The organism is Novosphingobium sediminicola, from assembly GCF_014196525.1.
Classification (GTDB): Bacteria; Pseudomonadota; Alphaproteobacteria; order Sphingomonadales; family Sphingomonadaceae; genus Novosphingobium; species Novosphingobium sediminicola.
In genome coordinates, this window is sequence record NZ_JACIDX010000016.1 from 12,223 (window position 1) to 34,329 (window position 22,107).

Sequence of the window (22,107 nt, forward strand, 5' to 3'; positions counted from 1 at the left end):
CATTTCACTTCTTCCCGCAACGCGTCAGGCGGACGATACGATTGTCTGAATTGGTATAGGCAAGGGTCTTGCTATCTTTGGACAGGCGAAGGTTGAGGCGGCCTTTGGAGGTTTCGCCTTCGTCATAGAACTCGCCTGTGGCCGTCCAGTTGGTCTGTTCGGCCACCACGATCCGCTTGGGCGTGAACACGGTTTCGCCGAAGGCCACCTCGCCCTTGCGAACAACGGCGCGTGAATCACTCTCTTCGCCGGGCATTTTGCAATGGCTGGGCAAATCCCAATCGCCACGCATCGCGACCGGCATGGTCAACGGCACAGAAGCGGCAAGCGCCAGCGTGAGCATCACCCCACGCTCCCTTCCAAACTGATCCCCAAGAGCTTCTGCGCTTCCACCGCAAATTCCATCGGCAGTTGCTGCAACACTTCCTTGGCAAACCCATTGACGATCAACGCCACCGCGCTTTCCTGATCCAGCCCGCGCTGCATGGCGTAGAACAGTTGGTCGTCGGAAATCTTCGAGGTGGTCGCCTCATGCTCGATGGTGGCGGTGGGGTTGCGCACCTCGATATAGGGCACGGTATGCGCGCCGCAGGTCTTGCCCAGCAAGAGACTGTCGCACTGGGTGAAATTGCGCACGCCTTCGGCATTGGCGCCCACGCGGACCAGCCCGCGATAGGTGTTCTGGCTATGCCCCGCGCTGATCCCCTTGGAGATGATCGTGCTGCGCGATCCCTTGCCATTGTGGATCATCTTGGTGCCGGTGTCGGCCTGCTGATAATTGTTGGTGACGGCGACCGAGTAGAACTCGCCCACGCTGTCCTCGCCGTTCAGCACACACGAAGGGTATTTCCAGGTGATGGCGCTGCCGGTTTCCACCTGCGTCCAGCTCACCTTGCTCCGCTTGCCCTGACACAATGCGCGCTTGGTCACGAAATTATAGATGCCGCCCCGCCCTTGCGCATCGCCCGGATACCAGTTCTGGACCGTGCTGTACTTGATCTCGGCATCGTCGAGCGCGACCAGCTCGACCACGGCGGCGTGGAGCTGGTTTTCGTCACGCTGGGGCGCGGTGCAGCCTTCGAGATAGGACACATAGGCGCCCTTGTCGCACACGATCAGCGTGCGCTCGAACTGGCCTGTGTTTTCCGCATTGATGCGGAAATAGGTGGAGAGTTCCATCGGGCAGCGCACGCCCTCGGGCACGTAAACAAACGTCCCGTCGGAAAACACCGCGCAGTTGAGCGTCGCAAAATAATTGTCCGCCATCGGCACCACGCGGCCCAGCCACTTCTTCACCAGCTCGGGATATTCGCGGATCGCCTCGCTGATCGAGCGGAAGATGACGCCCGCCGCTTCCAGCTCCTTGCGGAAGGTGGTGGCCACCGAAACCGAGTCGAACACCGCGTCCACGGCCACCTTGCGCGCGCCTTCAACGCCCGCCAGCACTTCCTGTTCGGCCAGCGGAATGCCCAGCTTTTCATAGACGCGCAGGATTTCGGGATCGACCTCGTCCAAAGACTTCGGCCCGTCCTTCTTCTTGGGCGCGGCCCAGTAATAGGCCTCCTGATAATCGATCGGCGGAATGTTCAGCTTGGCCCAATCCGGCATCGGCATGGTCAGCCAGTGACGATAGGCCTTCAGACGCCATTCCAGCATCCATTCCGGCTCGTCCTTCTTGGCCGAAATATAGCGGACGGTGTCCTCGGACAGGCCCTTGGGGCCATATTCCTGCTCGATATCGGCCACCCAGCCGTGTTCGTATTCGGCAACCTTTGCGGCAGCCTCACGCGCGGCCTGATCCTTGATCTCGATATCTTCGCTCATTGCACCATATCCACATCGTCCTGCGGCGTCATCAACCGGGTCAGGGGAACCCCCGACAAGGCCAGACGCAACGCCTCATTCACCACCGGCCAATGCGGCCGCACGCTGCAACCCAGACCCGGCGCGCAATCATGGCTGATCCCTTCAACGCAAGGGGTCAGCGCAATCGGCCCTTCGACCGCTTCGACAATATCTGCAAGGCTGATGTCATGGGCGTCGCGGGCAAGAGCCAATCCGCCGCCCGCGCCCCGCGCCGATGTCAAAAGCCCCGCCGCGACCAGTCGGCTGACCAGCTTTTGCACCGTGGGCGCGGGCAGGCCCGTTTCCAGCGCCAGTTGCCCGGCATTCGCGCGCGCGCGCGCATCGCCATCGGCGCCCGCTGTCGGGCACTGGCGCGCCGCCGCCACCATCGCCACCACGGCGTAATCGGCCATGCTTGACAAGCGCATCGCGCGAATCCCTTTCGTCAGCCATCGATACTCAAGACGGTCAGATTAAAATAAGACCGAATCAATCCGATTTAAAGGCCCCTAAGGCTTTGCCCTCGCGCGGGCAAGGGGGGCAGGCGGAATCGGGCGGTGGCGGAAATGCGCAGCGCATAAAAAAACGGCTCCCCCGTCGCCAAGGGAGCCGCTTGAGTTTCGAGAACTCTGTGGTGAAAACCACGAGCCCTTCGGGTCGCAAGGAGGCGGATAAAGCATTGCGGGGGAAGATAATTGTAAGATTGCGTCAAACCGCAGGAGCGTTTTCAAGTAGTTTTACCTATTACGGGGTCATGCAAAGGATTTCATAGACCTCCGTCATGCAGCCCTTACATCATGGCCGGGCGTCGCACCGCATGGGCGCCCAAGAATCGAACAGATATTCGGGAATCACGCAGAAATCCGCGAATCGCAGGGGCGGCAGGCAATCGACAAGTCCCCCGCTTCTTGCCATAGGCCTGTTCCCATGACCTATGCCCTGATCCGCAAAGCCCTGTTCCGTCTGGATGCCGAAACCGCCCATGGGATGGCGCTGGCCGCGCTCAAATATCTGCCCATCGCCGGCGCCCCTGTCGCGCCCGGCGGGCCGCTGACCAGCACGGTGGCGGGCCTGACCTTGCCGACGCCCGTGGGCATGGCGGCCGGATTCGACAAGGATGGCGAAGTGCCCGACGCGCTGCTCGGCCTCGGCTTCGGTTTTGCCGAGGTCGGCTCGATCACGCCCTTGCCGCAATCGGGCAATCCCAAGCCGCGCCTGTTCCGGCTGGAGGAGGACCGCGCCGTCATCAACCGCATGGGCTTTAACAATGGCGGCGCGGATGAGGCGGAAAAGCGCCTTCGCGCGCGGCTGACGCGCGGCGGAATCGTGGGCATCAACATCGGCGCCAATAAAGACGCCACTGATCGCATCGCCGATTATGCCTATGGCGCGCGGGTGTTCGCCCCGCTGGCCTCCTATCTGGCGGTCAATGTGTCGAGCCCCAACACGCCGGGCCTGCGCGCGCTTCAGGACGAATCGGCGCTGACCGAATTGCTCGACGGGGTGATTGCCGCGCGCGACGAGACGGGACATCGCCCGCCGGTCTTCCTGAAAGTCGCGCCCGATCTGGAACCGGCCGATATCGAGGCGATCGCCCGCATCGCCATCTCGCGCCGTCTGGGGGCGCTGATCGTCAGCAACACGACGATCAGCCGACCCTCGCTGCAAAGCCGCCACGCGGGCGAGACGGGCGGCCTGTCTGGCGCGCCCTTACGCGATCTGGCGCAACAGCGCATGATCGATTTCCGCCGCGCCACCGGAGGACAGATCCCCCTGATCGGCGTGGGCGGCATCGCCAATGCGGACGATGCCTATGCCCGCATCCGCGCCGGGGCCAGCCTGGTGCAGCTCTATTCCGCCATGGTTTACGAAGGCCATGCCATTGCCGAGAAGATCGGGGCCGGGCTTGCCCGCCTGCTGGCGCGCGATGGTTTTGCCAATGTGGCCGAAGCGGTCGGGGCCGATGTCCCGCTCTGAGGCGGTCGGGCCGCTTCCTCCCCTTGCGAGAGCCCCGGCCAAAGCCTAAATCGGGCGTAACAAAAGCCTAATGCACTTTTCCGGGCAGAGGACATAATTCCTTGCGCATCCTCGATATTGAAACCAGCCCCAATCTGGTCACGCTGTTTCTGGCGCGCGCTGATTTGCTGGCCGATCGCCCCTTTCTCCATGCCAAGACCGATCAGGGATGGCAGGCGATAACATGGGCCGAGGCTGCGCGGCGGGTGGTGGTGCTGGCGCAAAATCTGGTGCGGCTGGGTTATACGCGGGGCGAGCGGATCATGCTGGTGTCGGAAAACCGGCCCGAATGGTGCATCGCCGATCTGGCGATCATGGCGGCCGGCTGCATCACCGTCCCGGCCTATACGACCAACACCGAGCGTGACCATCTGCATATTCTGGAAAATTCCGGATCACGCGGGGTGATCGTCTCCACCGCCAAACTGGCCAAGCCGCTGCTGCCCGCCGTCATGCGCTCGGGCGGGGCCAACCATCTGATCGCGATGGAGCCGCTGGGCATGGCGCAGGCCAGCACGGTGGAATATCACGACTGGGATGCGATGCTGGAGGGCGATGCGGTGGCCGCCCGCGCGGCGGTCGAGGCGCGGATGAGCGGCATTTCGCGCAATGACACGGCCTGCCTGATCTATACCAGCGGCACAGGCGGCGCGCCGCGCGGGGTGATGCAGCATCATGGCGCGATCCTGCACAATGTTGCGGGCGCGGCCCATGTCATCGTCGAGGATTTCGGCTGGAACCCGAGCGGCGCCGAGCCGGAGGTTTTCCTCAGCTTCCTGCCGCTCAGCCATGCCTATGAGCATTCGGCGGGGCAATTCTTCCCCATCGGCCTTGGCGGCCAGATCTGGTATGCCGAGGGTCTGGACAAGCTGGGCAGCAATATTGAAGAGGTGCGCCCGACGATCATGGTCGTGGTGCCGCGCCTGTTCGAGGTGCTGCGCACGCGGATCATGAAGCAGGTGGAAAAGCAGGGCAAACTGGCCTCGGGCCTGCTGAGCAGCGCGGTGGCGCTGGCGGCGCGGCGCGGGGCGGGCAAGGGCAAGCTGCTCGACTGGCCGCTGGACAAGGTGCTGGAAAAGCTGTTGCGCCCCAAGATCCGCGCGCGTTTCGGCGGGCGGGTCAAGGCGCTGGTGTCGGGCGGGGCGCCGCTGAACCCGGAAATCGGCTTGTTTTTCCAAGGCGTTGGGCTAACGTTGCTGCAAGGCTATGGCCAGACCGAAAGCGGCCCCATCGCCAGCGTCAACCGCCCCAAAACCGGGATCAAAATGGACACGGTGGGCACGCCCCTCCACGCCACCGAGGTGCGCATCGCGGCGGATGGCGAAATCCTGCTGCGCGGCGAACTGGTGATGCATGGCTATTGGCGCAACGAGGCCGAGACGGCGCGCGTGCTCAAGGATGGCTGGCTGCACACCGGCGACATCGGCCATATTGACGCGGCGGGGCGAATCGTCATCACCGACCGTAAAAAAGATATGATCGTCAACGACAAGGGCGACAACATCTCACCTCAGAAGCTGGAAGGTATGCTGACCCTCCAGCCGGAAATCGCGCAGGCGATGGTGTTTGGCGACAAGCGGCCCTACATCGTCGGCCTGGTCGTGCCGGATGCCGAATGGTCGCGCGAATGGGCGGTGGTCAATGGCCATCACGGCGCCGATGTGCGCGCGCTTCAGGAACTGCCCAGTTTTCGCGGGGCGATCCGTGAGGCGGTCGACCGGGTGAACCGCGACCTCTCGGTGATCGAAAAGGTCCGCCAGTTTACCTTTGCCGATGAGCCTTTTGCCATCGATAATGAGGAAATGACGCCTTCTTTGAAAATCCGTCGGCATAAGCTGAAGGAACGGTATGGGGCGCGGTTGGAAGGGTTGTATAAGGGGTAAAAGGGTTTGCCTCCGGCGGGCAAAGGGCGGGGGTCCTTTGCAATCCCGTTAATGGGGTGGTGGGAGGTTGGCGGCGTGGTGATTGGGGTTATCGTTTTATAGCCTGCGGCGCGGAAAGGTTGCGTCCGACACCCATTGGCCGAACCCATTGCACCACGCAGAGAGTAATGGGAGCGCGAAGGGCCAACCGATTTGTCTCGACAAATCGGCTATCTAAAAGCCATCCCTCGCATCTTAACCTTCCTGATCCCTAAACGAGAAAAAGCGGCAGTTTCCCGCCGCTTTTTCCGCATCCTCTCCAAGATGCTAATGCCTGTTGGGCTTGTTTTCCGCCCTTCTTTCTCAGGCTTGGTTATCTCGCTTCAGACTCAACTTGTGTGAGTTATTCGCCGTCCTCATCACCTTTATCGTGATGAGCGATAGAAGCAAGCGCCAATTGCGGGTTGCCCTCACCCTGAAGGTAGGGAACCGGGTTGACGGCCACGCCATCGACGCGGACTTCATAATGGAGGTGGGGGCCGGTCGAGCGGCCGGTGGTGCCGACAAAGCCGATCAGGTCGCCCTTGTGGACCATATCGCCCGCGGCCACGTTCAGGCGCGACAGGTGGCCATAGCGGGTTTGCATTTCGCCGCCATGTTCGATCGAGATGTAAAGGCCATACGAGCTGAACCAGTCGGCGCGGCTGATGACACCGTCGGCGGTGGCATAGACGGGGGTGCCGGTGGGGCTGGACAGGTCGATGCCCTTGTGCATCCGCATGCCGCCCAGCACGGGGTGGCTGCGCATGCCGAAATCGCTGCTCATGCGCAGGCCTTCGATGGGCGAGCGCGAGGGGACCGACATGGCGCGGTTGACGATGCCGGCAACGCCGCCATTGTTGCCGATGGTGGCGTTAACCAGCTTGTTGCCGGTGCCTTCCATCGAACGCCAGGACGAGAAGAGCTGACGGAAATTCTGATCGCCATTGTCCTGCGAGATCGGCGCGGCTTGGGCGGCGCGCAGCGGGGCGGCGATATCGGCGTTGGCGGCACTGTTGGCCAGCGCGGGCTGGGCGACAACAGCGGCAAGGGCGCCGAGAAGAAACTTGGTAGAAATACGAAGCGCGACCACTCCAAAACACCTTTATTCTTGCGCCCTTCAGCCCCCCAAATGGCCGTTGGACATGGGAAATGACACCTGCGGATTTCCCGCAGGCAGGAAATTGTTGGAGATGGTCGGAACCCCCCGCCGTCTCGTTGGTTTCTGCTATCCCAGGTCAGGCGCGGCTGGCAAGCGCCTCATACGCCATGCGCGATAGACCGGCAGACTCGCGCGCTGAGTCGTTGAATGGCGGCTTAACGTTGCCCCTGAAATAACGCGTAACCAACATTTGCCAGAGTTTTTCCGCAGAATCACCAAGTTCGTTCGCTACCTTGGCGAAGTGATCGCAACCATAGCGCACATGGCGGATTTCATCGGCCAGAATCCTTTCCAGAATGCGCGCGCCGGCCTCATCTCCGCTGGCGCGAACACGGTCCAAAGTGGCGGGCGTCACGTCCAATCCGCGCGCCTCCAGCACCATCGGCACAATGGCCAGACGCGCCCCCACATCATGCGCGGTTTCTTCGGCCGATTGCCACAATCCGTCATGCGCGGGCAGATCGCCATAGGCCGCCCCCATCCGCGCCAGATGTCGCGCGATAATTGCATAATGCATCGCCTCGTCGGCGGCCACGGTCAGGAAATCGTCGACAAACTGACGCCCGCGCTGCGCCCCGAACCGCCCGGCCATGTCCAGCGCCAGATCGATCGCGACAAATTCGATATGGGCCAGCGCGTGCCACAGCGCGATGCGTGCTCGCTCCGACCCGCCGCGCCCGCGCTTGGGCATCCGGTTGGGGGGCAGAAGTTCGGGCTTTTCCGGGCGCGCGGGCCGGTCGGGCATCGCCGCGCTGAAATCCCATGCCAGCCTGCCCAGCCGCCAGTCGCGCACCAGTTTGCGGGCGGCCATCGCCTTTTCGCGCGGATCGGCGGTCAGCAGGGCGGTGCGGATGGATTCGGAGAGGGATTGCATTTGGGGGCGTTAGAAGAAGGAAGGGGAAAATGCGAGGGTCTAGACCCTCGCGCTCCCATTACTGTCTGTGTGGCGCCCGGGTTTCGACCAAAAGTGTCGGACGCAATATTTGAAAGCCTGCGGCGCGGACAGGCACGAGTCCCTTTGCTCGCCGGAGGCAAGCCCTTTTACCCCTTAACTACCCCCAACACCTCCTGCGCATGGCCCTTAACCTTCACCTTTTCCCAGATCCGCTCGATCACGCCCTCTGCGCTAACCAGATAGGTGCTGCGTTCCATGCCCATATAGGTGCGGCCATACATGGACTTTTCCTTCCACACGCCCAGCGCGTCCGACAGGCCGCCTTCATCGGCGTCCGAGGCGAGGGGGGCGGTCAGCGCGTGCTTTTCGATAAATTTGGCGTGCTTTTTCGGCGGGTCTTTCGAAACGCCCAGCAGCGCCGCGCCGGCGGCCTCAAACTCGCCCGCCAGCGCCGAAAAGTCCTTGTTTTCGGTGGTGCAGCCGGGGGTGTCATCCTTGGGATAGAAAAAGATCACCAGCCGCCGCCCCGCAAAATCGGAAGGCTTGACCGCGCTGCCGTCGGTGGCGGTCATGGCGATGTCGGGGATCTTGTCGCCCACGCCGGGAAAGGTGCTCATGCTTGCATCTCCAATTGCTGGCCGAAGGTGGCGGTCCATTGGCGGGCGATGGCGGCGCGCGCGGCCTCCATCGCATCGATCATCGCATTCCAATCGCCAAAGCCGCATGTTTTGGCAAGACTGGCACAAGGTGCAGATTCGGGCAGGATGCCGTCAGGAGCCAGCAACCGCGCCGCCACCAGCACGCGCGAGAGCAGATCAAACGCACCCGGTACATCGCCCGCGATCAGCCCCGCCGCGGCCAGTTCGCCCAGCGCGCCCGCCATATCGGGCCGCACGCCCGCGCGCTCGCGCAATTGCAGGGCGTGGGCGATGAATTCGGCATCCACCAGCCCCCCGCGCAGCAATTTCACGTCCAACACGCCCTTGGCAGGCTTATGTGCGGCCATCTTGTCGCGCATCTCCTGCACTTCGGCGGTGACCTTGGCCTTATCGCGCTCGGCCCCCAGCACGCCGCCGATGATCGCGTCCAGTTCGGCCCGCGCCGCATCCGATCCGAACAACACCCGCGCCCGGATCAGCGCCATATGCTCCCAGGTCCAGGCCTCCTCGCGCTGATAGCGGGCGAAGCTCTCGAAACCCACCGCCAGCGGGCCTTGGGTGCCTTGCGGGCGCAGGCGGGTGTCGACCTCATAAAGCGCGCCCTCGGCCGTGGGCACCGACAGCGCGGCGGAAACCCGCTGGGCCAGACGGTTGAAATAGAGCGTGGCGCCCAGCGGCCTGCGCCCATCGCTCTCGGCGGCAAAATCCCCGGTGAACAGGTAAACCAGATCCAGATCGCTGGCATGGGTCAGCATCCCGCCGCCCAGCCGCCCAAGGCCCAGAATGACCAGCTCGCCGCCCGGAATGCGGCCATGGGTGGCCTCGAATTCGGCAATCGTCGCGCGGGCCAGCACGTCCAGCGCCGCCTCGGCCACGCGGCACAGGCCCGCCGAAATGTCGAGCGGGTCCTGCGCCCCCTCGATCAATTGCACGCCAAGGGCAAAGCGCTTCTCGCCCACCTGTCGCCGCACGCGGTCGAGCAGGCGTTGGTAATCGTCCCCCGCCTCGGTCGTGCCAAATTCGCGGGCCAGATCCGCCACGCTGCCCGGTAGGGCAAAGGCGGTGGCGTCGATCAACGCATCGAGCAGATCCGCCCGCCGCGCCAGCGCATCGGCCAGCGGCGGGGCCAGTGACAGTACCCGCACCAGCACCTCCAGCAAACCGGGCCGGGCCTCCAGCAGGCGGAACAGGTTCACCGCGCTGGGCAAGCGGGCGATCATCTGTTCCCAGCGCACCATCGCGCGGTCCGGCTCGGGCGCGGCGGCCAGCGCGGCCAGCAGCGCAGGCTGCACCGCATCGAGCGCCGCGAGCGCCGCGCCCGAACGCAGGCATCGCACGCTGCCCGAGCGCCAGCCCTGAATCCGCCCGGCCAATTCCGCCGGTTTGGCAAAGCCCAGATGCTCCAGCTCGGCGGCCAGATCGTCGCCCTCATGCTGGTTGGGCACGGCAACGCTGGTGCCTTCGCCCGCGCTGGCCGCGATCAGGCGGTCATAGCGCGCGCCCACGCGGGAGGTGATCGCCTCCAGCTCCTCGATCAGCGCCGCGCCATTGGGCAGGCCATCCAGCGCGGCGACATTGTCGATGCCTTCCATGTCACGCGGCAGCTTGTGGGTCTGCAGGTCGGACACCTGCTGAAGCCGATGCTCGATCTGGCGCAGGCGGTCATAGCTCTCGCCCAGCATCACCGCGTCCGCCGGGTCGATCAGCCCCTCGGCGGCCAGCGCATCGAGCGTGGCCCGCGTGCCGCGCAGGCGCAGCGCCGGTTTGCGCCCGCCGTGGATCAATTGATGGACCTGGGCAAAGAATTCCACCTCGCGGATGCCGCCGCGCCCGCGTTTGACATCGAAACCGGGACCGACGGCCTCGACCTTGCCATGATGGGCGCGGATGCGGCGGGTCAGCCGCCCGATCTCGGCAATCGCGCCGAAATCCAAGGATTTGCGCCACACAAAAGGCCGGATCGCATGGAGGAAATGATCCCCCATCGCCACATCCCCTGCCGCCGCCCGCGCGCGGATAAAGGCGGCGCGTTCCCATGCCAGAGCGCTGGATTCATAATGTGTCAGCGCGGCGTCGATGGGCAGGGCCAGCGGGCTGATCTCGCTGGCCGGGCGCAGGCGCAGATCGACGCGGAACACATAGCCCTCGCCATCAGCCTGCGAAACCAGCCGCAAAACCGTGCGCGCGATATGGAGCGCGGCTTCCTCCGGCTCATCACGGGCGCGGCGGGGCAATGTGGCCGGATCGTAGATCAGGATCGGGTCAATGTCGGAGGAATAGTTCAATTCCCGCGCGCCATGCTTGCCCAGCGCCAGCGCGGTGAAACCGACAGCTTCCGCATCGGGCGCACGGCTGCGGATGCCATGGGCGATGGCGGCATCCACCGCCCGGTCGGCCAGATCGGACAATTCGCCCGTTACCCGCGCCAGATCAAACGCCCCCGCCAAATCGCCCACGCCCAGCGCCAGCGCCAGCGCCAGTTTCTCGCGCCGCAGGGCCACGCCAAGGTCGGCCACCCCTTCGCCCGCGCGGCGCGCATGGGCCAGCGCCGCATCCCCATCGCCCGAGGCCAGCACCGCCACCAGATCGGGCAAACGCCCCATCGCCCGCGACAAAAAGGGCGAATGTGCCTCGGCCCGCGCCAGAGCCGATTGCCAGTCAGTCATAAAAACTCCTCACTCTCCATGCCACTCATGGCCTGTATCCGCCCCTTTTCGCAAGGGAGGTTAGACGCTAAAGGCCCGACCATGACGAACCTGACCCCCAACTGGCGCTTCCCCCCCGAATGGCATCCGCAGGACTGGCTGTGGATCGGTTTCCCCCATGATGGCGAGGAATGGCCCGGCTTCCTTGAGGCCGCGCAGGAACAGATGGCCGCCTTTGCCAATGCCGTGGCCGAGAGCGGGCAGGAGGTGCGCCTGATCGTGCGCAACGAGGCCAATGAGGCCCGCGCCCGCGCTCTGTGCAGCGAAAAGGTCGTGATCGAGCGGCGCGTCTATGGCGATGTGTGGTTGCGTGATACCGGGCCGCTGGTGGTGCTGGACGGGCATGGCGGGCGTGCGGCGCGGCGCTTTGGCTTTAACGGCTGGGGCGGCAAATATCTGATGGAGGGCGACCAGACCATCGGCGCGGAAATCGCCCGCGACGCCGGGCTGGAGATCACCACCAGCGACTGGATCATCGAGGGCGGCGCTCTGGATTGCGACGGCACCGGATTGGTGGCGACGACCGAACAGGTGCTGCTCAACCCCAACCGCAACCCGCATCTGTCGCGCGCCGATCAGGAAATGCGGCTGAAGCGCGATCTGGGCTTCGACCGGGTGCTGTGGCTGGGCGACGGGCTGATCAATGACCACACCGATGGCCATGTCGATAACCTCGCGCGCTTTGTGGCCGACAATGTGCTGGCGCTGCCCATGGCGACCGGGGCCGATGATCCCAATGCCGCGATCTATGCCGATGCCAAGGCGCGGGCAGAGGCGGCGGGCGTGATCGTGCGCAACGTGCCCTCGCCCGGGCGGGTGGAGCGCGATGGGCGGATCGAACCGGCCTCCTACATGAATTTTGCCATCACCTCGAAGCTGGTCGTCGTGCCGATCTATGGCACCGCGCATGATGCCGATGGCGTGGCCGCGATTGCCGAGTTGTTCCCGGATCGCGAAACCGTGGGCATTATGGCGGATGCGATTCTGGCCGGGGGCGGGTCGTTCCATTGTTCCAGCCAGCAGATGCCATCGGCAATTTAAGGATTCGGTGAGGTTTTGGGCGCAGGGTTGGCCGATGAGCAAAACCCGCGCCCTTATTCTCGATCATGGTTTGGAAGCAGTGCGCCTGCTTCTGGTGGTGGGCTGCGCCTTGGCGTTGATTTTGGCAGGAAGAATTTAAGGGACGATATGCGAGGGTCTAGACCCTCGCGCTCCCATTACTGTCTGCGTTGCGTTAAGGGTTCGGCCGAAAGTGTCGGACGCGAGGCTTGAATGTTCAAGCCTGCGGCGCGTCTTGCGCAACCTCCCCGCGCCGCAGGCTTTCAAACATAGCGGCGGACGCATCGCCGCAAACCTCCCCCCACCCCATTAACGGGATTGCAAAGGGTCGAGACCCTTTGCCCGCCGGAGGCATAACCCTACTACCTCTCAAAATCATTGCCCCGAACCCATCCATCCGCCATGAAGCCACGCTATGGCGATACTTTCAGACAAATGGATCCGCGAAGCGGCGCAGACGCAGGGGATGATCGAGCCGTTTTTGGAGCGGCAGCACCGTGATGGCGTGATCTCCTACGGGCTCTCCTCTTATGGCTATGACGCGCGCGTGGCCGATGAGTTCAAGATTTTCACCAATGTCGATTCGGCGGTGGTGGACCCCAAGGATTTTGCCGCGAACAGCTTTGTGGACCGCAAGACCGATGTCTGCGTGATCCCGCCCAACAGTTTCGCGCTGGCCCGCACGGTGGAATATTTCCGCATTCCGCGCGATGTGCTGGTGATCTGTTTGGGCAAGAGCACCTATGCGCGCTGCGGCATCATTGTGAACGTGACCCCGCTGGAGCCGGGCTGGGAAGGCCATGTGACGCTGGAGTTCAGCAATACCACGCCTTTGCCCGCCAAGATTTACGCCAATGAGGGCGCCTGCCAGTTCCTGTTCCTCAAGGGCAATGAGCCTTGCGAGGTGTCTTATGCCGACCGCGCGGGCAAATATATGGGCCAGCGCGGCGTAACCCTGCCCAAACTCTGATCAAAAGGAAAGGCAAGCCATGTTCAGCCACATCTTCGTCGGATCCACCGATCTGGCCCGCTCAAAGACCTTTTATGATGCGCTGTTTGCGGCCGTAGGCGGGCCGGAAGGCGTGGTTGACGCGGCCAAGAACCGTCTGGTCTATGTGCATAAGGGCGCGGCCTTCATCGTTGCCATTCCGATCAATGGCGAAGCCGCCTGTGTCGCCAATGGCGGGACCATCGGCTTTGCTCTCGATAATGAGGCGCAGGTCGACGCATGGCATGCGGCCGGCGTGGCCCATGGCGGCACCACCTGCGAAGATCCGCCGGGCCTGCGCGAGGCGGCCAATCTTTATCTGGCCTATCTGCGCGATCCCGATGGTCACAAGCTTTGCGCGCTTTATCGTCCGGCCTGATGTGACATGATCCCCGCGCCCGAACCCTTGCCCTTTTCGCTCGACAGCGGGGGAAAAGTGTACGGGCGCGATGGATCGGTGGCCTATGCCGGGCGCCTGTGGGTGCCCGAGGCGCCGGTGGCGCTGGAATTCAATGGCCTTGCCTATGCGGTGATGATGGCCACCCCGTCCGATCTGATCGATTACGCCACCGGCTTTGCGCTGGCCGAGGGGCTGATTTCGGACGCCGCGCAGATGGGCGAGATCGGCGTGGCGCATCTCGACATCGGCTGGATTTTGCGGGCGCAGATCGACGGGTTGGACGCGGCGAAATTGTCCGAGCGCGTGCGGGCGCGGGTGGCGGAAAGCTCTTGCGGATTGTGCGGGATGGAGAATCTGGAGGTCGTGGCCCGGCCCCTGCCGCAGGTCGCGCCCCATGCCGCGATCACCCCGGAGGCTATATTCGAGGCGGGCGAGGAATTGCGCGAGCATCAGGCGCTGGGCCGCGCCACATCGGCCGCCCATGCCGCCGCCTTTTGTGCGCCGGATGGCGCTATTCTTGCCTGTCGCGAGGATGTCGGGCGGCATAATGCGGTGGACAAGCTGGTGGGCGCGGTGGCGCGGGCGGGTGTCTCGCTGGGCGATGGCTTCCTGTTTTCCACCGCGCGATGTTCGTATGAAATCGTTGAAAAGGCGGTCAAGGCCGGGGCGATGACTCTGGTGACCATTTCGCTGCCCACCTCTTTGGCGGTGGCGCGTGCGCGCGATGCGGGGCTCTCGCTATGGGTTCTGGCGCGGAACGATAGTGTGATTTGCGTCACCTCGCGATAGTTTGAGCGCTTATCCGGGTCAAAATCGGCGCGCTCTCTTGCGGTATGCCCATCCGATGGGGCAAGGGAATGGTCCATGTGGCGCCTTTATCAATTTCCGCTCTGTCCTTTCTCCCGCAAGGTCCGTCTCGTCATGGGCGAGAAGGGGATTGCCTATGAGCTGTGGCGCGAAAATCCGTGGGACATGCGCGACGAGTTTCTGAACCTGAACCCGGCGGGGCGCACCCCGGTGCTTCAGGACCCGGAAAAAGGGCTGGCCCTGTCGGATAGCCGGGCGATCTGTGAATATCTGGAAGAAACCGTCGAGCGCAGCCCGCTGATCATTGGCACGGCGGCGGCGCGGGCGGAAATCCGTCGGCTTGTCGCGATGTTCGACGAGAAATTCTTTGCCGATGTCACCGGGCCTCTGTTGCAGGAACGGATGATGAAGCGGCTGGTGCTGCGCCAGTCTCCCGACTCGCGGGTGCTGCGCGAGGCGATGCGGCTGGCCCACGATCACCTCTATTACATCGATTATCTGGTCGATACGCGGCCATGGCTGGGCGGGGCGACACTGTCGCTGGCCGATCTGGCCGCGGCGGCGCAGATTTCGGTCTGCGACTATCTGGGCGGGCTGGACTGGAGCGGGCATGAGCAGGCCCGCACATGGTATTCGGTGTTCAAAAGCCGCCCCAGTTTCCGCCCCCTGCTGGCCGAACGGATGGAAGTGATCCAGCCGCCCAGCCATTATGCGGATCTCAATGCCTGATCGCTGATCGGGCCGGATCTGAGACAGGTCCGGGCGACAGCTCCGGGGCATCCTTATCTCTGAATGCTGCATAAAATCAGGCGACCGCTTTTCATTTGGCGGGGCGACGATTTGCGCCGCCTGATCCTGTGGCAGGAGGGCGGCCTGCCCAATTGCTTTGTTGCAAAGCCGAAACATACGGACTGGCCCTTATCCGGCGCGATTTTTGCCCGTCCGAGGCCGCATTTGTCTGATTTGCAGGTTTGTTTCTCAAGTATGCATCTATTGATATGGAATGCGCCATAAACAGCGTATAAAATGGCATTTTATTTCATGTACTTGCAACTATCGGTCTTTGCGCCCGCTGCTTTGATGCAACAAATGTGACTGAATTGCAACATTGGCGCAATATTTAACTGACAGAAGTGTCAGCTTCTTTACCCCGGCCCGCCACAGCGGCAAGACAGCGCCATTGCTCTGTCACCGTGCGGGGGCGCGCCATGCAAACTTCCGGGGCATCAGGAAGTCGGGCCTCAACGCTTGCCGAACGAACGGAGCTTTGTCCGGGCCAATCCTTGGCGGCTGGCCGCACGCGCAGCGCGCGTAACAAAGGGGTGAACATGAAAACGAACCTTGCAAACGCACTGAGGCATGGCGCCGCGCCGCTGGTGATGAGCATCGCGATGCTGGCCGGTCCCGCCTATGCCCAACAGGCTTCGATCGTCGATGGTCCGCCGCCGGCCCCCGCCGCGCCGGTCGACACTTCGGCCACCATCGTGGTGACGGGCACGCGCATCGTCAATCCGAACCTCAAGTCAGCCGCTCCGATCACCACCGTGTCGGCGCTTGACCTGAAAGTGGCGGGCACGACCCGTACGGAAGACATCCTCAACCAGTTGCCGCAGGTCTTTGCCGCGCAATCCTCGACGCTGGCCAATGGCGCGAGCGGCACGGCCGAAGTCGACCTTCGCGGTCTTGGTCCCAAGCGCACGCTGGTGCTGATCAACGGCCGCCGCCTGATGGCGGGCGATCCCAGCCCGACCAGCAGCTCGGCGGCTGACCTTAACTTCATCCCCGCCTCGCTGATCAAGCGCGTCGACGTGCTGACCGGCGGCGCATCGGCCACCTATGGCGCAGACGCGGTGGCGGGCGTGGTCAACTTTGTCATGGACAAGGACCTCAACGGCCTGCGCATCGACGTCAACGATGGCCTGTATCAGCACAACAATGGCTCGACCATGGTGCAGGGCCTGCTGAACGCGCGAACGGCCGCGGGGCTGTCGGGTTTTGACTATCCCACGGGCAACACCTGGGGCGGCAACAATGTCGACGCCACGATTTCCTATGGCACCAAGTTTGCCGATGGCGCGGGCCATGTGATGGCCTATTTCGGCTATCGCCAGAGCAATGCGCTGCTTCAGTCCGCGCGCGACTTTTCCAAGTGCACGGTCCAGAACGTGCCCGGCAGCGCTTCAAATCTGCGGTGCGGCGGTTCGTCGATCTCGGCAAATGGCAATGCGGTTTATTACGCCAATGATGGCAAGGGCAATGTGTCCTCGACGGTCGGCACCCTGGGCAATGGTACGTTTGGCGGGGCCCCTACGCGCTACAACTTTGCCCCGCTCAATTACTTCCAGCGTCCTGACCAGCGCTATACCGCCGGTCTGTTCGCCGATTATGAAGTGAATTCGGCGCTGCATCCCTATCTTGAATTCATGTTCATGGACGATCACACCGTGGCCCAGATCGCCCCCTCGGGTGACTTTGGCAACACGCTGACGATCAACTGCGACAATCCGTTGATGAGCGCGGCGCAGCATAATGCGATCTGTACGTCCGACAATATGGTCAACCACTATCTGGGCACGTTCCCGCTGGTGGATTCGGTCTATAACGGGCTGTCTCCTGCCACGCAGGCCCAGGCGACGCTGGCCCCCAACAATTACACGGCCTTCTTCCAGTTGCTGCGCCGCAACGTCGAAGGCGGCGCCCGTGTCAGCGATCTTCAGCATACCTCGTTCCGTACGGTGGTCGGCTCGAAGGGCGAACTGGGCCATGGCTGGGCTTATGACGCCTATTTCCAGTATGGGCGGACCAATTATAATCAGGTCTATTCGAACGAATTTTCGGCCCAGCGTCTGGGTTATGCGCTTGATGTCGTGACCGGCCCTTCGGGCACGCCGGTGTGCCGCATTTCGCTCACCTATCCTTCGTCGGGCTGCGTTCCCTATAACATCTGGTCGGGATCGCCTTCGGCTGCCTCGCTGGCCTATCTCAATGCCACCGGATTCCAGAACGGCTATACCAGCCAGACGGTGATCTCCGGCACGCTGACGGGCGACCTTGGCACCTATGGCCTGAAATCGCCGCTGGCCAGCGATGGCGTGAACATCGCGCTGGGCATCGAGCGCCGCACCGAAAAGCTGGTGCTCAATACCGACAATGCGTTCCAGTCGGGCGATCTGACCGGCCAGGGCGCGCCGACCCTGCCGATCAACGGCGGCTATCACGTCACCGAGTTCCTTGGCGAAATAGCGGTGCCGGTGATCGACCGGATGCTGACCTTCAACGGCGGTTTCCGTTATTCGGATTATGCGATCAACAACGGTAAGGGTTACAAGACCGGCACCTACAAGCTGGAACTGGACTTTACGCCGATCGAGGATATCCGCATCCGCGCCAGCCTTAACCGCGCGGTGCGTGCGCCCAACATTCAGGAGCTGTTCCGCGCCAACTATGTCGGCCTTGACGGCGTGACCGATCCTTGTGCCGGCACGGCGATTACCGCCGCCGACACGGGCTGTCTGGCCCAGGGCCTGCGTGTGGGGCAGACTGTGGCTTCGAATCCGGCGGCGCAATATAACGGCTATCTGGGCGGCAATGCCAACCTGCGCCCGGAAAAGGCCACGACCAAGACCGTGGGCGTGGTCATCACCCCGCATCAGGTGCCGGGCCTGTCGATGAGCGTCGATTATTTCGACATCAAGATCAATCAGGCCATTCAGGCCTATGGCGCCGACGCCATCCTGGGTGCGTGCAACTCGGGCAGCGCACTGGCCTGCGGTCTGATCAAGCGTAATGCGGCTGGTTCGCTGTGGCTGTCGCCCGATGGCTATGTCACCGATCTTGATAACAATGTGGGCTGGGTGAAGACGGCCGGCTTTGAAGTCAATACAAGCTATTCAAAGAACCTTGGCGTCTGGGGCCGCCTTAACGCCAGCCTGACGGGTACGGCGTTGAGCGAAAAGTCCACCTATAATGGCTTGTCGCCGGCCTATGACTGCGCAGGCTATTATGGCAGCACCTGCGGGGTTCCGGCGCCCAACTGGCGCCACAAGGCCCGCCTTACCTGGTCGACGCCCAAGAACATCGATGTGTCGCTGACCTGGCGCTATGTCGGTTCGGCCAAGGTCGAATATACGAACCCCTCGCCCACGCTCGCGGCAACGGACTACAGCACCTATAACGCGAAGCTTCCGGCCATGAGCTATTTCGACCTGTTCGTGACGGGCAAGGTGGGCAAAAACCTGTCGGTCCGTGCCGGTGTGAACAACATCTTTGACAAGGATCCGCCGCTGGTTTCCTCGGGCGCCTCGGACGGTTCCATTCTTAGCTCCTGCCAGTCGGTCTATTGCAATGGCAATACCTATCCGGGCGTGTATGACTCGCTGGGTCGCTATCTGTTCGTTGGCGCGACGGTCAACTTCTGACCCTTTGCGCATAATGTGATCGGCAGCGGCGGCTTCTCCCTCGGGAGGGGCCGCCGTTTGCTTATGATAGAAGGGGAATTTTCGTGAGCCTTGACGCTGGCGGGATGACACAGGCCGACGAGCAGGAGGCGATTGCGCAGATTGTCGCCCTTGCGCGCGGCAGGCGTATGGACGAGGCGGCGGTTGCGGTGCGCCGCGCGGCCGCGCGCGGGGCGGGCGGGCCGGTGTTTGCTGCGCTGGCCGGGGCGGTAGAGTTTCATCGCGGGCAATTTGCCGATGCCATCCCCCATCTGCGCTTTGCCCATAGCGCTCAGCCCGCCGACAATACGGTTCGCGCCAATCTGGCCGAGGCGCTGTATCGCACCGGGGCCGGGGATGCGGCGCTGGCGCTGTGCGAAGAGGATGCGGCACGGGCGGACCGGTCCTTGCGCCTGGCGCGGATCGGCGGCCATCTGGCGCAGGAGGCGGGGGAATTCGCCCGCGCCGCCGCGCTTTACCGCATCGCTCTGGATGGCGATGCGCGGGATTGGTCGGGGTGGAACAATCTGGGCAATGCGCTTGGCGCGCTGGAGGATTGGGATGAGGCGGTGTCGGCGCTGCGCCGGGCGGCGGCGCTGGCGCCCGATTCCGCGCCGGTGCGGCTCAATCTGGGCAAGACGCTGATCGAGGCCGGGCGGGGCGAGGAAGGCGAGGCTTTGCTGCGCGCGCTGGTCCGCGAATTTCCGCAGGAGGCAGCCACACATTACGCGATGTTTGACGTGCTGCGCGGGGCGGGCGATGCCGATGGGGCGCATCAGGCGATTTCCACCGCGGCGCGTCTGGCCCCCGATGATGCGCAGATTCAGGCCGATTGGGGCCAGCATTGCGCCATGATGGGTCTGTTCGACGAGGTGGAGGCGCCGCTTCGCAAGGCTTTGGCGATCGACCCCTCGATTGCCCCGGCGTGGGTCGGCCTGGCCAGCCTGCTGGAACGATTGAACCGCGAGGATGAGATCGAGCCTTTGCGCGCCGAGGCGGTGGCCCATGTCGATGCCGCCTCGCTCTCCTTCATCGATGCGCTGCGCCATAAACGCGCCCATCGCTATGACGAGGCGCTGGCCGCGCTGGAGGCGGCGGGCGAGCAAACGGTGACGGCGGGGCAGCGCCATCACTTGCGCGGGGTACTGCTCGACCGACTGGGGCGCTATGATGAGGCCTTTGCCAGTTTTGCTGCGATGAATGCCGAATTTGCCACCGACCCCACCGATCCGCGCGGGCGCGGGGCGCGCTATCGGGCGGAAATCGAGGCGGGCGCAGCTTTGCTGACCCCGGCATGGCGGGCGGGGTGGGGCGCGTTTACGCCCTCGCGCGCGCGGCCCGCGCCGATCTTCCTGCTGGGCTTTCCGCGTTCGGGCACAACGCTGCTCGACACGATGCTGATGGCCGAGCCGCGCGTGCGCGTGCTGGAGGAAGCGCCGATCATAGCCGAGATCGAGGCGCAATTGGGGGGCATCGCCGCCCTGCCGGGATTGAGCGCGGATCAGATCAAGGAGGCCCGCGCGCTCTATTTCGCCCGTGCCGGTGAACTGGCCGATCTGGGCCCCGACAGCATCGTGCTGGACAAGCATCCGATGCATCTGCGCCATGCGCCCACCATCGCTCGCCTGTTTCCCGAAAGCCGGTTTATCCTTGCCCTGCGCCACCCCTGCGATGTGGTGCTGTCCTGCTGGCTGACCAATTTCCGGCTGAACAATGCGATGGCCAGCTTCCTCGATCTGGAGGATGCTGCCGCGCTGTATGAAGCCGCCTTTGGCCAGTGGGAAAAGGCGCGGGCGCTGCTCGATCTGCCCGTGGGCGAGGTGGTCTATGAACGCCTTGTCGAGGATAAAGACGCCGAATTGCGGCCCTTGTTCGACTGGCTGGGGCTGGATTGGCCCGATGGCGGGGTGGATCACCGCGAGGCCGCCCGCGCGCGCGGCACCGTCATCACCGCCAGCTATGCCCAGGTGACCGAGCCGATCTATCAGCGCGCCGCCGGGCGGTGGCGGCACTATCAGGCGCATCTGGCCCCGGTGGCCGCGCGCCTTGCGGGCTGGATCGAACGTTTTGGCTATGGTGAGGGGCCGCAGGCATGAGCGCTGTCGAGGCCATGGTTCGCGCGGGCGATCTGGCCGGGGCGGCGGAGCAGTTGGAGCAGGCGTTAGGCGAGGAGCCAAGCCTGACGCGCTATCTGCAACTGGCGGGCCTGCGCCGCGCTTTGCGCCAACCGCACCGGGCCCTGCGCGCGGTGGAGGCGGGACTGGCGCTGGCGCCGCTTGATTTTATGGCATTATGTATGCGCGCCGGATTGCTGGAGGGCATCGGCGATCCCGGCGTGGGCCGCGCGTGGGACGAGGCGCTGGCGCAAAGGCCGGAGGGCGATCTGCCGCCGCCGCTGCTGGCCGCGATGGCCCATGGCGAAGCGTTGCGCGATCAATGGCGCGCCGCGCGCGCCGCGCAGATGGCGCAGGCCACGCAGGCCAGCGAAGCGGTGGGGGGCGATGAGGCATGGCGCATCGCCCGTTTCCGCAGCAACACCTTGCGCCAGACCCGTCCCTATTATTCCGAGCCGACCCATTTCTTCTATCCCGGCCTGAGCATGCGCGAATATCACCCGGCCGAGCGCTTCCCATGGCTGGCTGATCTTGCCGCCGCGACCGAGGCGATCCGCGACGAGATGCTGGCCGTGATGCGTTCTGACCGCGCCGAACTGGCCCCCTATATCCAATATGCCGAGCATCAGGCGCTGCGCCAGTGGCAGCCGTTGAACCACAATCCCGACTGGACCGCGATCCACCTGATCCGCCGGGGCGAGATGGTTTCGGCCAATGCCGCGCAATGTCCGGTCACGATGGAATTGCTCTCGCGCATGCCCCAGCCCGATATTCCGGGCGCTTCGGCCAATGCGCTGTTTTCCCTGTTGGCGCCCCATACGGCGATCCCGCCTCATGTGGGGGTCAATAATGCGCGGCTGCTGTGCCATGTGCCGCTGGTGGTGCCCGATGGCTGCTGGTTCCGGGTGGGGGCCGAAACGCGGATGTGGCGCGAGGGAGAGCCTTTCGTGTTCGACGATACGATCGAGCATGAGGCAATGAACCCGAGCGACCATCTGCGCGTGGTGATGATTTTCGACATCTGGCACCCGGATCTGACGCCGGGGGAACGCGACGCCGTGCGCGCCATCGTGGCGCAGGAAACGGCTGCCGGAAATCTGGGTTAAACAAGGAGCAGTTT

The 22,107-nt window shown here is 63.7% G+C and carries 17 protein-coding genes; 10 read left to right on the forward strand and 7 right to left on the reverse strand.

Going from position 1 to position 22,107, the window contains the following annotated elements; translation table 11 throughout:
• Nucleotides 1–4 precede the first annotated feature (4 nt).
• The 3 genes from GGR38_RS18305 to GGR38_RS18315 are packed head-to-tail and all read right to left on the reverse strand — an operon-like array spanning nucleotide 5 to nucleotide 2,273.
• On the reverse strand, nucleotides 5–346 hold the full coding sequence (locus GGR38_RS18305; RefSeq protein WP_183627600.1) for a hypothetical protein: 342 nt from the start codon (nucleotides 344–346) through the stop codon (nucleotides 5–7).
• Complete coding sequence (gene sufB, locus GGR38_RS18310; RefSeq protein WP_183627601.1) at nucleotides 343–1,824, reverse strand: Fe-S cluster assembly protein SufB; 1,482 nt, start codon at nucleotides 1,822–1,824, stop codon at nucleotides 343–345. The genes GGR38_RS18305 and sufB overlap by 4 nt, the downstream gene beginning before the upstream one ends.
• Nucleotides 1,821–2,273 carry an RrF2 family transcriptional regulator gene (locus tag GGR38_RS18315; protein ID WP_183627602.1) on the reverse strand — a complete coding sequence of 151 codons (453 nt, stop codon included), beginning with the start codon at nucleotides 2,271–2,273 and terminating at the stop codon, nucleotides 1,821–1,823. The genes sufB and GGR38_RS18315 overlap by 4 nt, the downstream gene beginning before the upstream one ends.
• A 499-nt stretch (nucleotides 2,274–2,772) precedes the next feature.
• Here GGR38_RS18315 and GGR38_RS18320 point away from each other — a divergent pair, with 499 nt between their 5' ends.
• Both GGR38_RS18320 and GGR38_RS18325 read left to right on the forward strand, forming a co-directional pair.
• Nucleotides 2,773–3,822: a quinone-dependent dihydroorotate dehydrogenase gene (locus GGR38_RS18320; protein WP_183627603.1), complete on the forward strand. Its 1,050-nt coding sequence runs from the start codon at nucleotides 2,773–2,775 to the stop codon at nucleotides 3,820–3,822.
• Nucleotides 3,823–3,923: 101 nt separating this feature from the next.
• Nucleotides 3,924–5,744 carry an AMP-dependent synthetase/ligase gene (locus tag GGR38_RS18325; protein ID WP_183627604.1) on the forward strand — a complete coding sequence of 607 codons (1,821 nt, stop codon included), beginning with the start codon at nucleotides 3,924–3,926 and terminating at the stop codon, nucleotides 5,742–5,744.
• A gap of 382 nt (nucleotides 5,745–6,126) precedes the next feature.
• Here the strand turns inward: GGR38_RS18325 and GGR38_RS18330 are convergent, their stop codons facing one another.
• The 4 genes from GGR38_RS18330 to GGR38_RS18345 all read right to left on the reverse strand — a co-directional run bounded on the left by GGR38_RS18330 (nucleotide 6,127) and on the right by GGR38_RS18345 (nucleotide 11,144).
• Nucleotides 6,127–6,855: a M23 family metallopeptidase gene (locus GGR38_RS18330; RefSeq protein WP_343059167.1), complete on the reverse strand. Its 729-nt coding sequence runs from the start codon at nucleotides 6,853–6,855 to the stop codon at nucleotides 6,127–6,129.
• 145 nt (nucleotides 6,856–7,000) lie between these two features.
• Nucleotides 7,001–7,798: a ferritin-like domain-containing protein gene (locus GGR38_RS18335; protein ID WP_183627605.1), complete on the reverse strand. Its 798-nt coding sequence runs from the start codon at nucleotides 7,796–7,798 to the stop codon at nucleotides 7,001–7,003.
• Between the two features lie 167 nt (nucleotides 7,799–7,965).
• On the reverse strand, nucleotides 7,966–8,436 hold the full coding sequence (locus tag GGR38_RS18340) for a peroxiredoxin (RefSeq protein WP_183627606.1): 471 nt from the start codon (nucleotides 8,434–8,436) through the stop codon (nucleotides 7,966–7,968).
• A complete protein-coding gene (locus tag GGR38_RS18345; protein ID WP_183627607.1) occupies nucleotides 8,433–11,144 on the reverse strand; it encodes a bifunctional [glutamine synthetase] adenylyltransferase/[glutamine synthetase]-adenylyl-L-tyrosine phosphorylase in 2,712 nt (903 codons plus the stop codon). The genes GGR38_RS18340 and GGR38_RS18345 overlap by 4 nt, the downstream gene beginning before the upstream one ends.
• Before the next feature lie 81 nt (nucleotides 11,145–11,225).
• On the opposite strand from GGR38_RS18345, the gene GGR38_RS18350 reads away from it, so the two are divergent.
• The 8 genes from GGR38_RS18350 (at nucleotide 11,226) to GGR38_RS18385 (ending at nucleotide 22,093) form a co-directional block, all read left to right on the forward strand.
• Nucleotides 11,226–12,224: an agmatine deiminase family protein gene (locus tag GGR38_RS18350; RefSeq protein WP_183627608.1), complete on the forward strand. Its 999-nt coding sequence runs from the start codon at nucleotides 11,226–11,228 to the stop codon at nucleotides 12,222–12,224.
• 433 nt (nucleotides 12,225–12,657) lie between these two features.
• Nucleotides 12,658–13,212: a dCTP deaminase gene (dcd, locus tag GGR38_RS18355; protein ID WP_183627609.1), complete on the forward strand. Its 555-nt coding sequence runs from the start codon at nucleotides 12,658–12,660 to the stop codon at nucleotides 13,210–13,212.
• Nucleotides 13,213–13,231: 19 nt separating this feature from the next.
• On the forward strand, nucleotides 13,232–13,609 hold the full coding sequence (locus tag GGR38_RS18360) for a VOC family protein (protein WP_183627610.1): 378 nt from the start codon (nucleotides 13,232–13,234) through the stop codon (nucleotides 13,607–13,609).
• A 6-nt stretch (nucleotides 13,610–13,615) separates the two neighbouring features.
• Nucleotides 13,616–14,419 carry a formate dehydrogenase accessory sulfurtransferase FdhD gene (fdhD, locus tag GGR38_RS18365; protein ID WP_183627611.1) on the forward strand — a complete coding sequence of 268 codons (804 nt, stop codon included), beginning with the start codon at nucleotides 13,616–13,618 and terminating at the stop codon, nucleotides 14,417–14,419.
• A 75-nt stretch (nucleotides 14,420–14,494) separates the two neighbouring features.
• Nucleotides 14,495–15,166: a glutathione S-transferase family protein gene (locus tag GGR38_RS18370; RefSeq protein WP_172340089.1), complete on the forward strand. Its 672-nt coding sequence runs from the start codon at nucleotides 14,495–14,497 to the stop codon at nucleotides 15,164–15,166.
• A 599-nt stretch (nucleotides 15,167–15,765) separates the two neighbouring features.
• Nucleotides 15,766–18,855 carry a TonB-dependent receptor plug domain-containing protein gene (locus GGR38_RS18375; RefSeq protein ID WP_183627612.1) on the forward strand — a complete coding sequence of 1,030 codons (3,090 nt, stop codon included), beginning with the start codon at nucleotides 15,766–15,768 and terminating at the stop codon, nucleotides 18,853–18,855.
• Nucleotides 18,856–18,938: 83 nt separating this feature from the next.
• Entirely contained in the window at nucleotides 18,939–20,969 is a 2,031-nt protein-coding gene (locus GGR38_RS18380) for a tetratricopeptide repeat-containing sulfotransferase family protein (protein WP_343059168.1), read from the forward strand.
• Nucleotides 20,966–22,093: an aspartyl/asparaginyl beta-hydroxylase domain-containing protein gene (locus GGR38_RS18385; RefSeq protein WP_183627613.1), complete on the forward strand. Its 1,128-nt coding sequence runs from the start codon at nucleotides 20,966–20,968 to the stop codon at nucleotides 22,091–22,093. Before GGR38_RS18380 ends, GGR38_RS18385 begins: the two co-directional genes overlap by 4 nt.
• Nucleotides 22,094–22,107 lie beyond the last annotated feature (14 nt).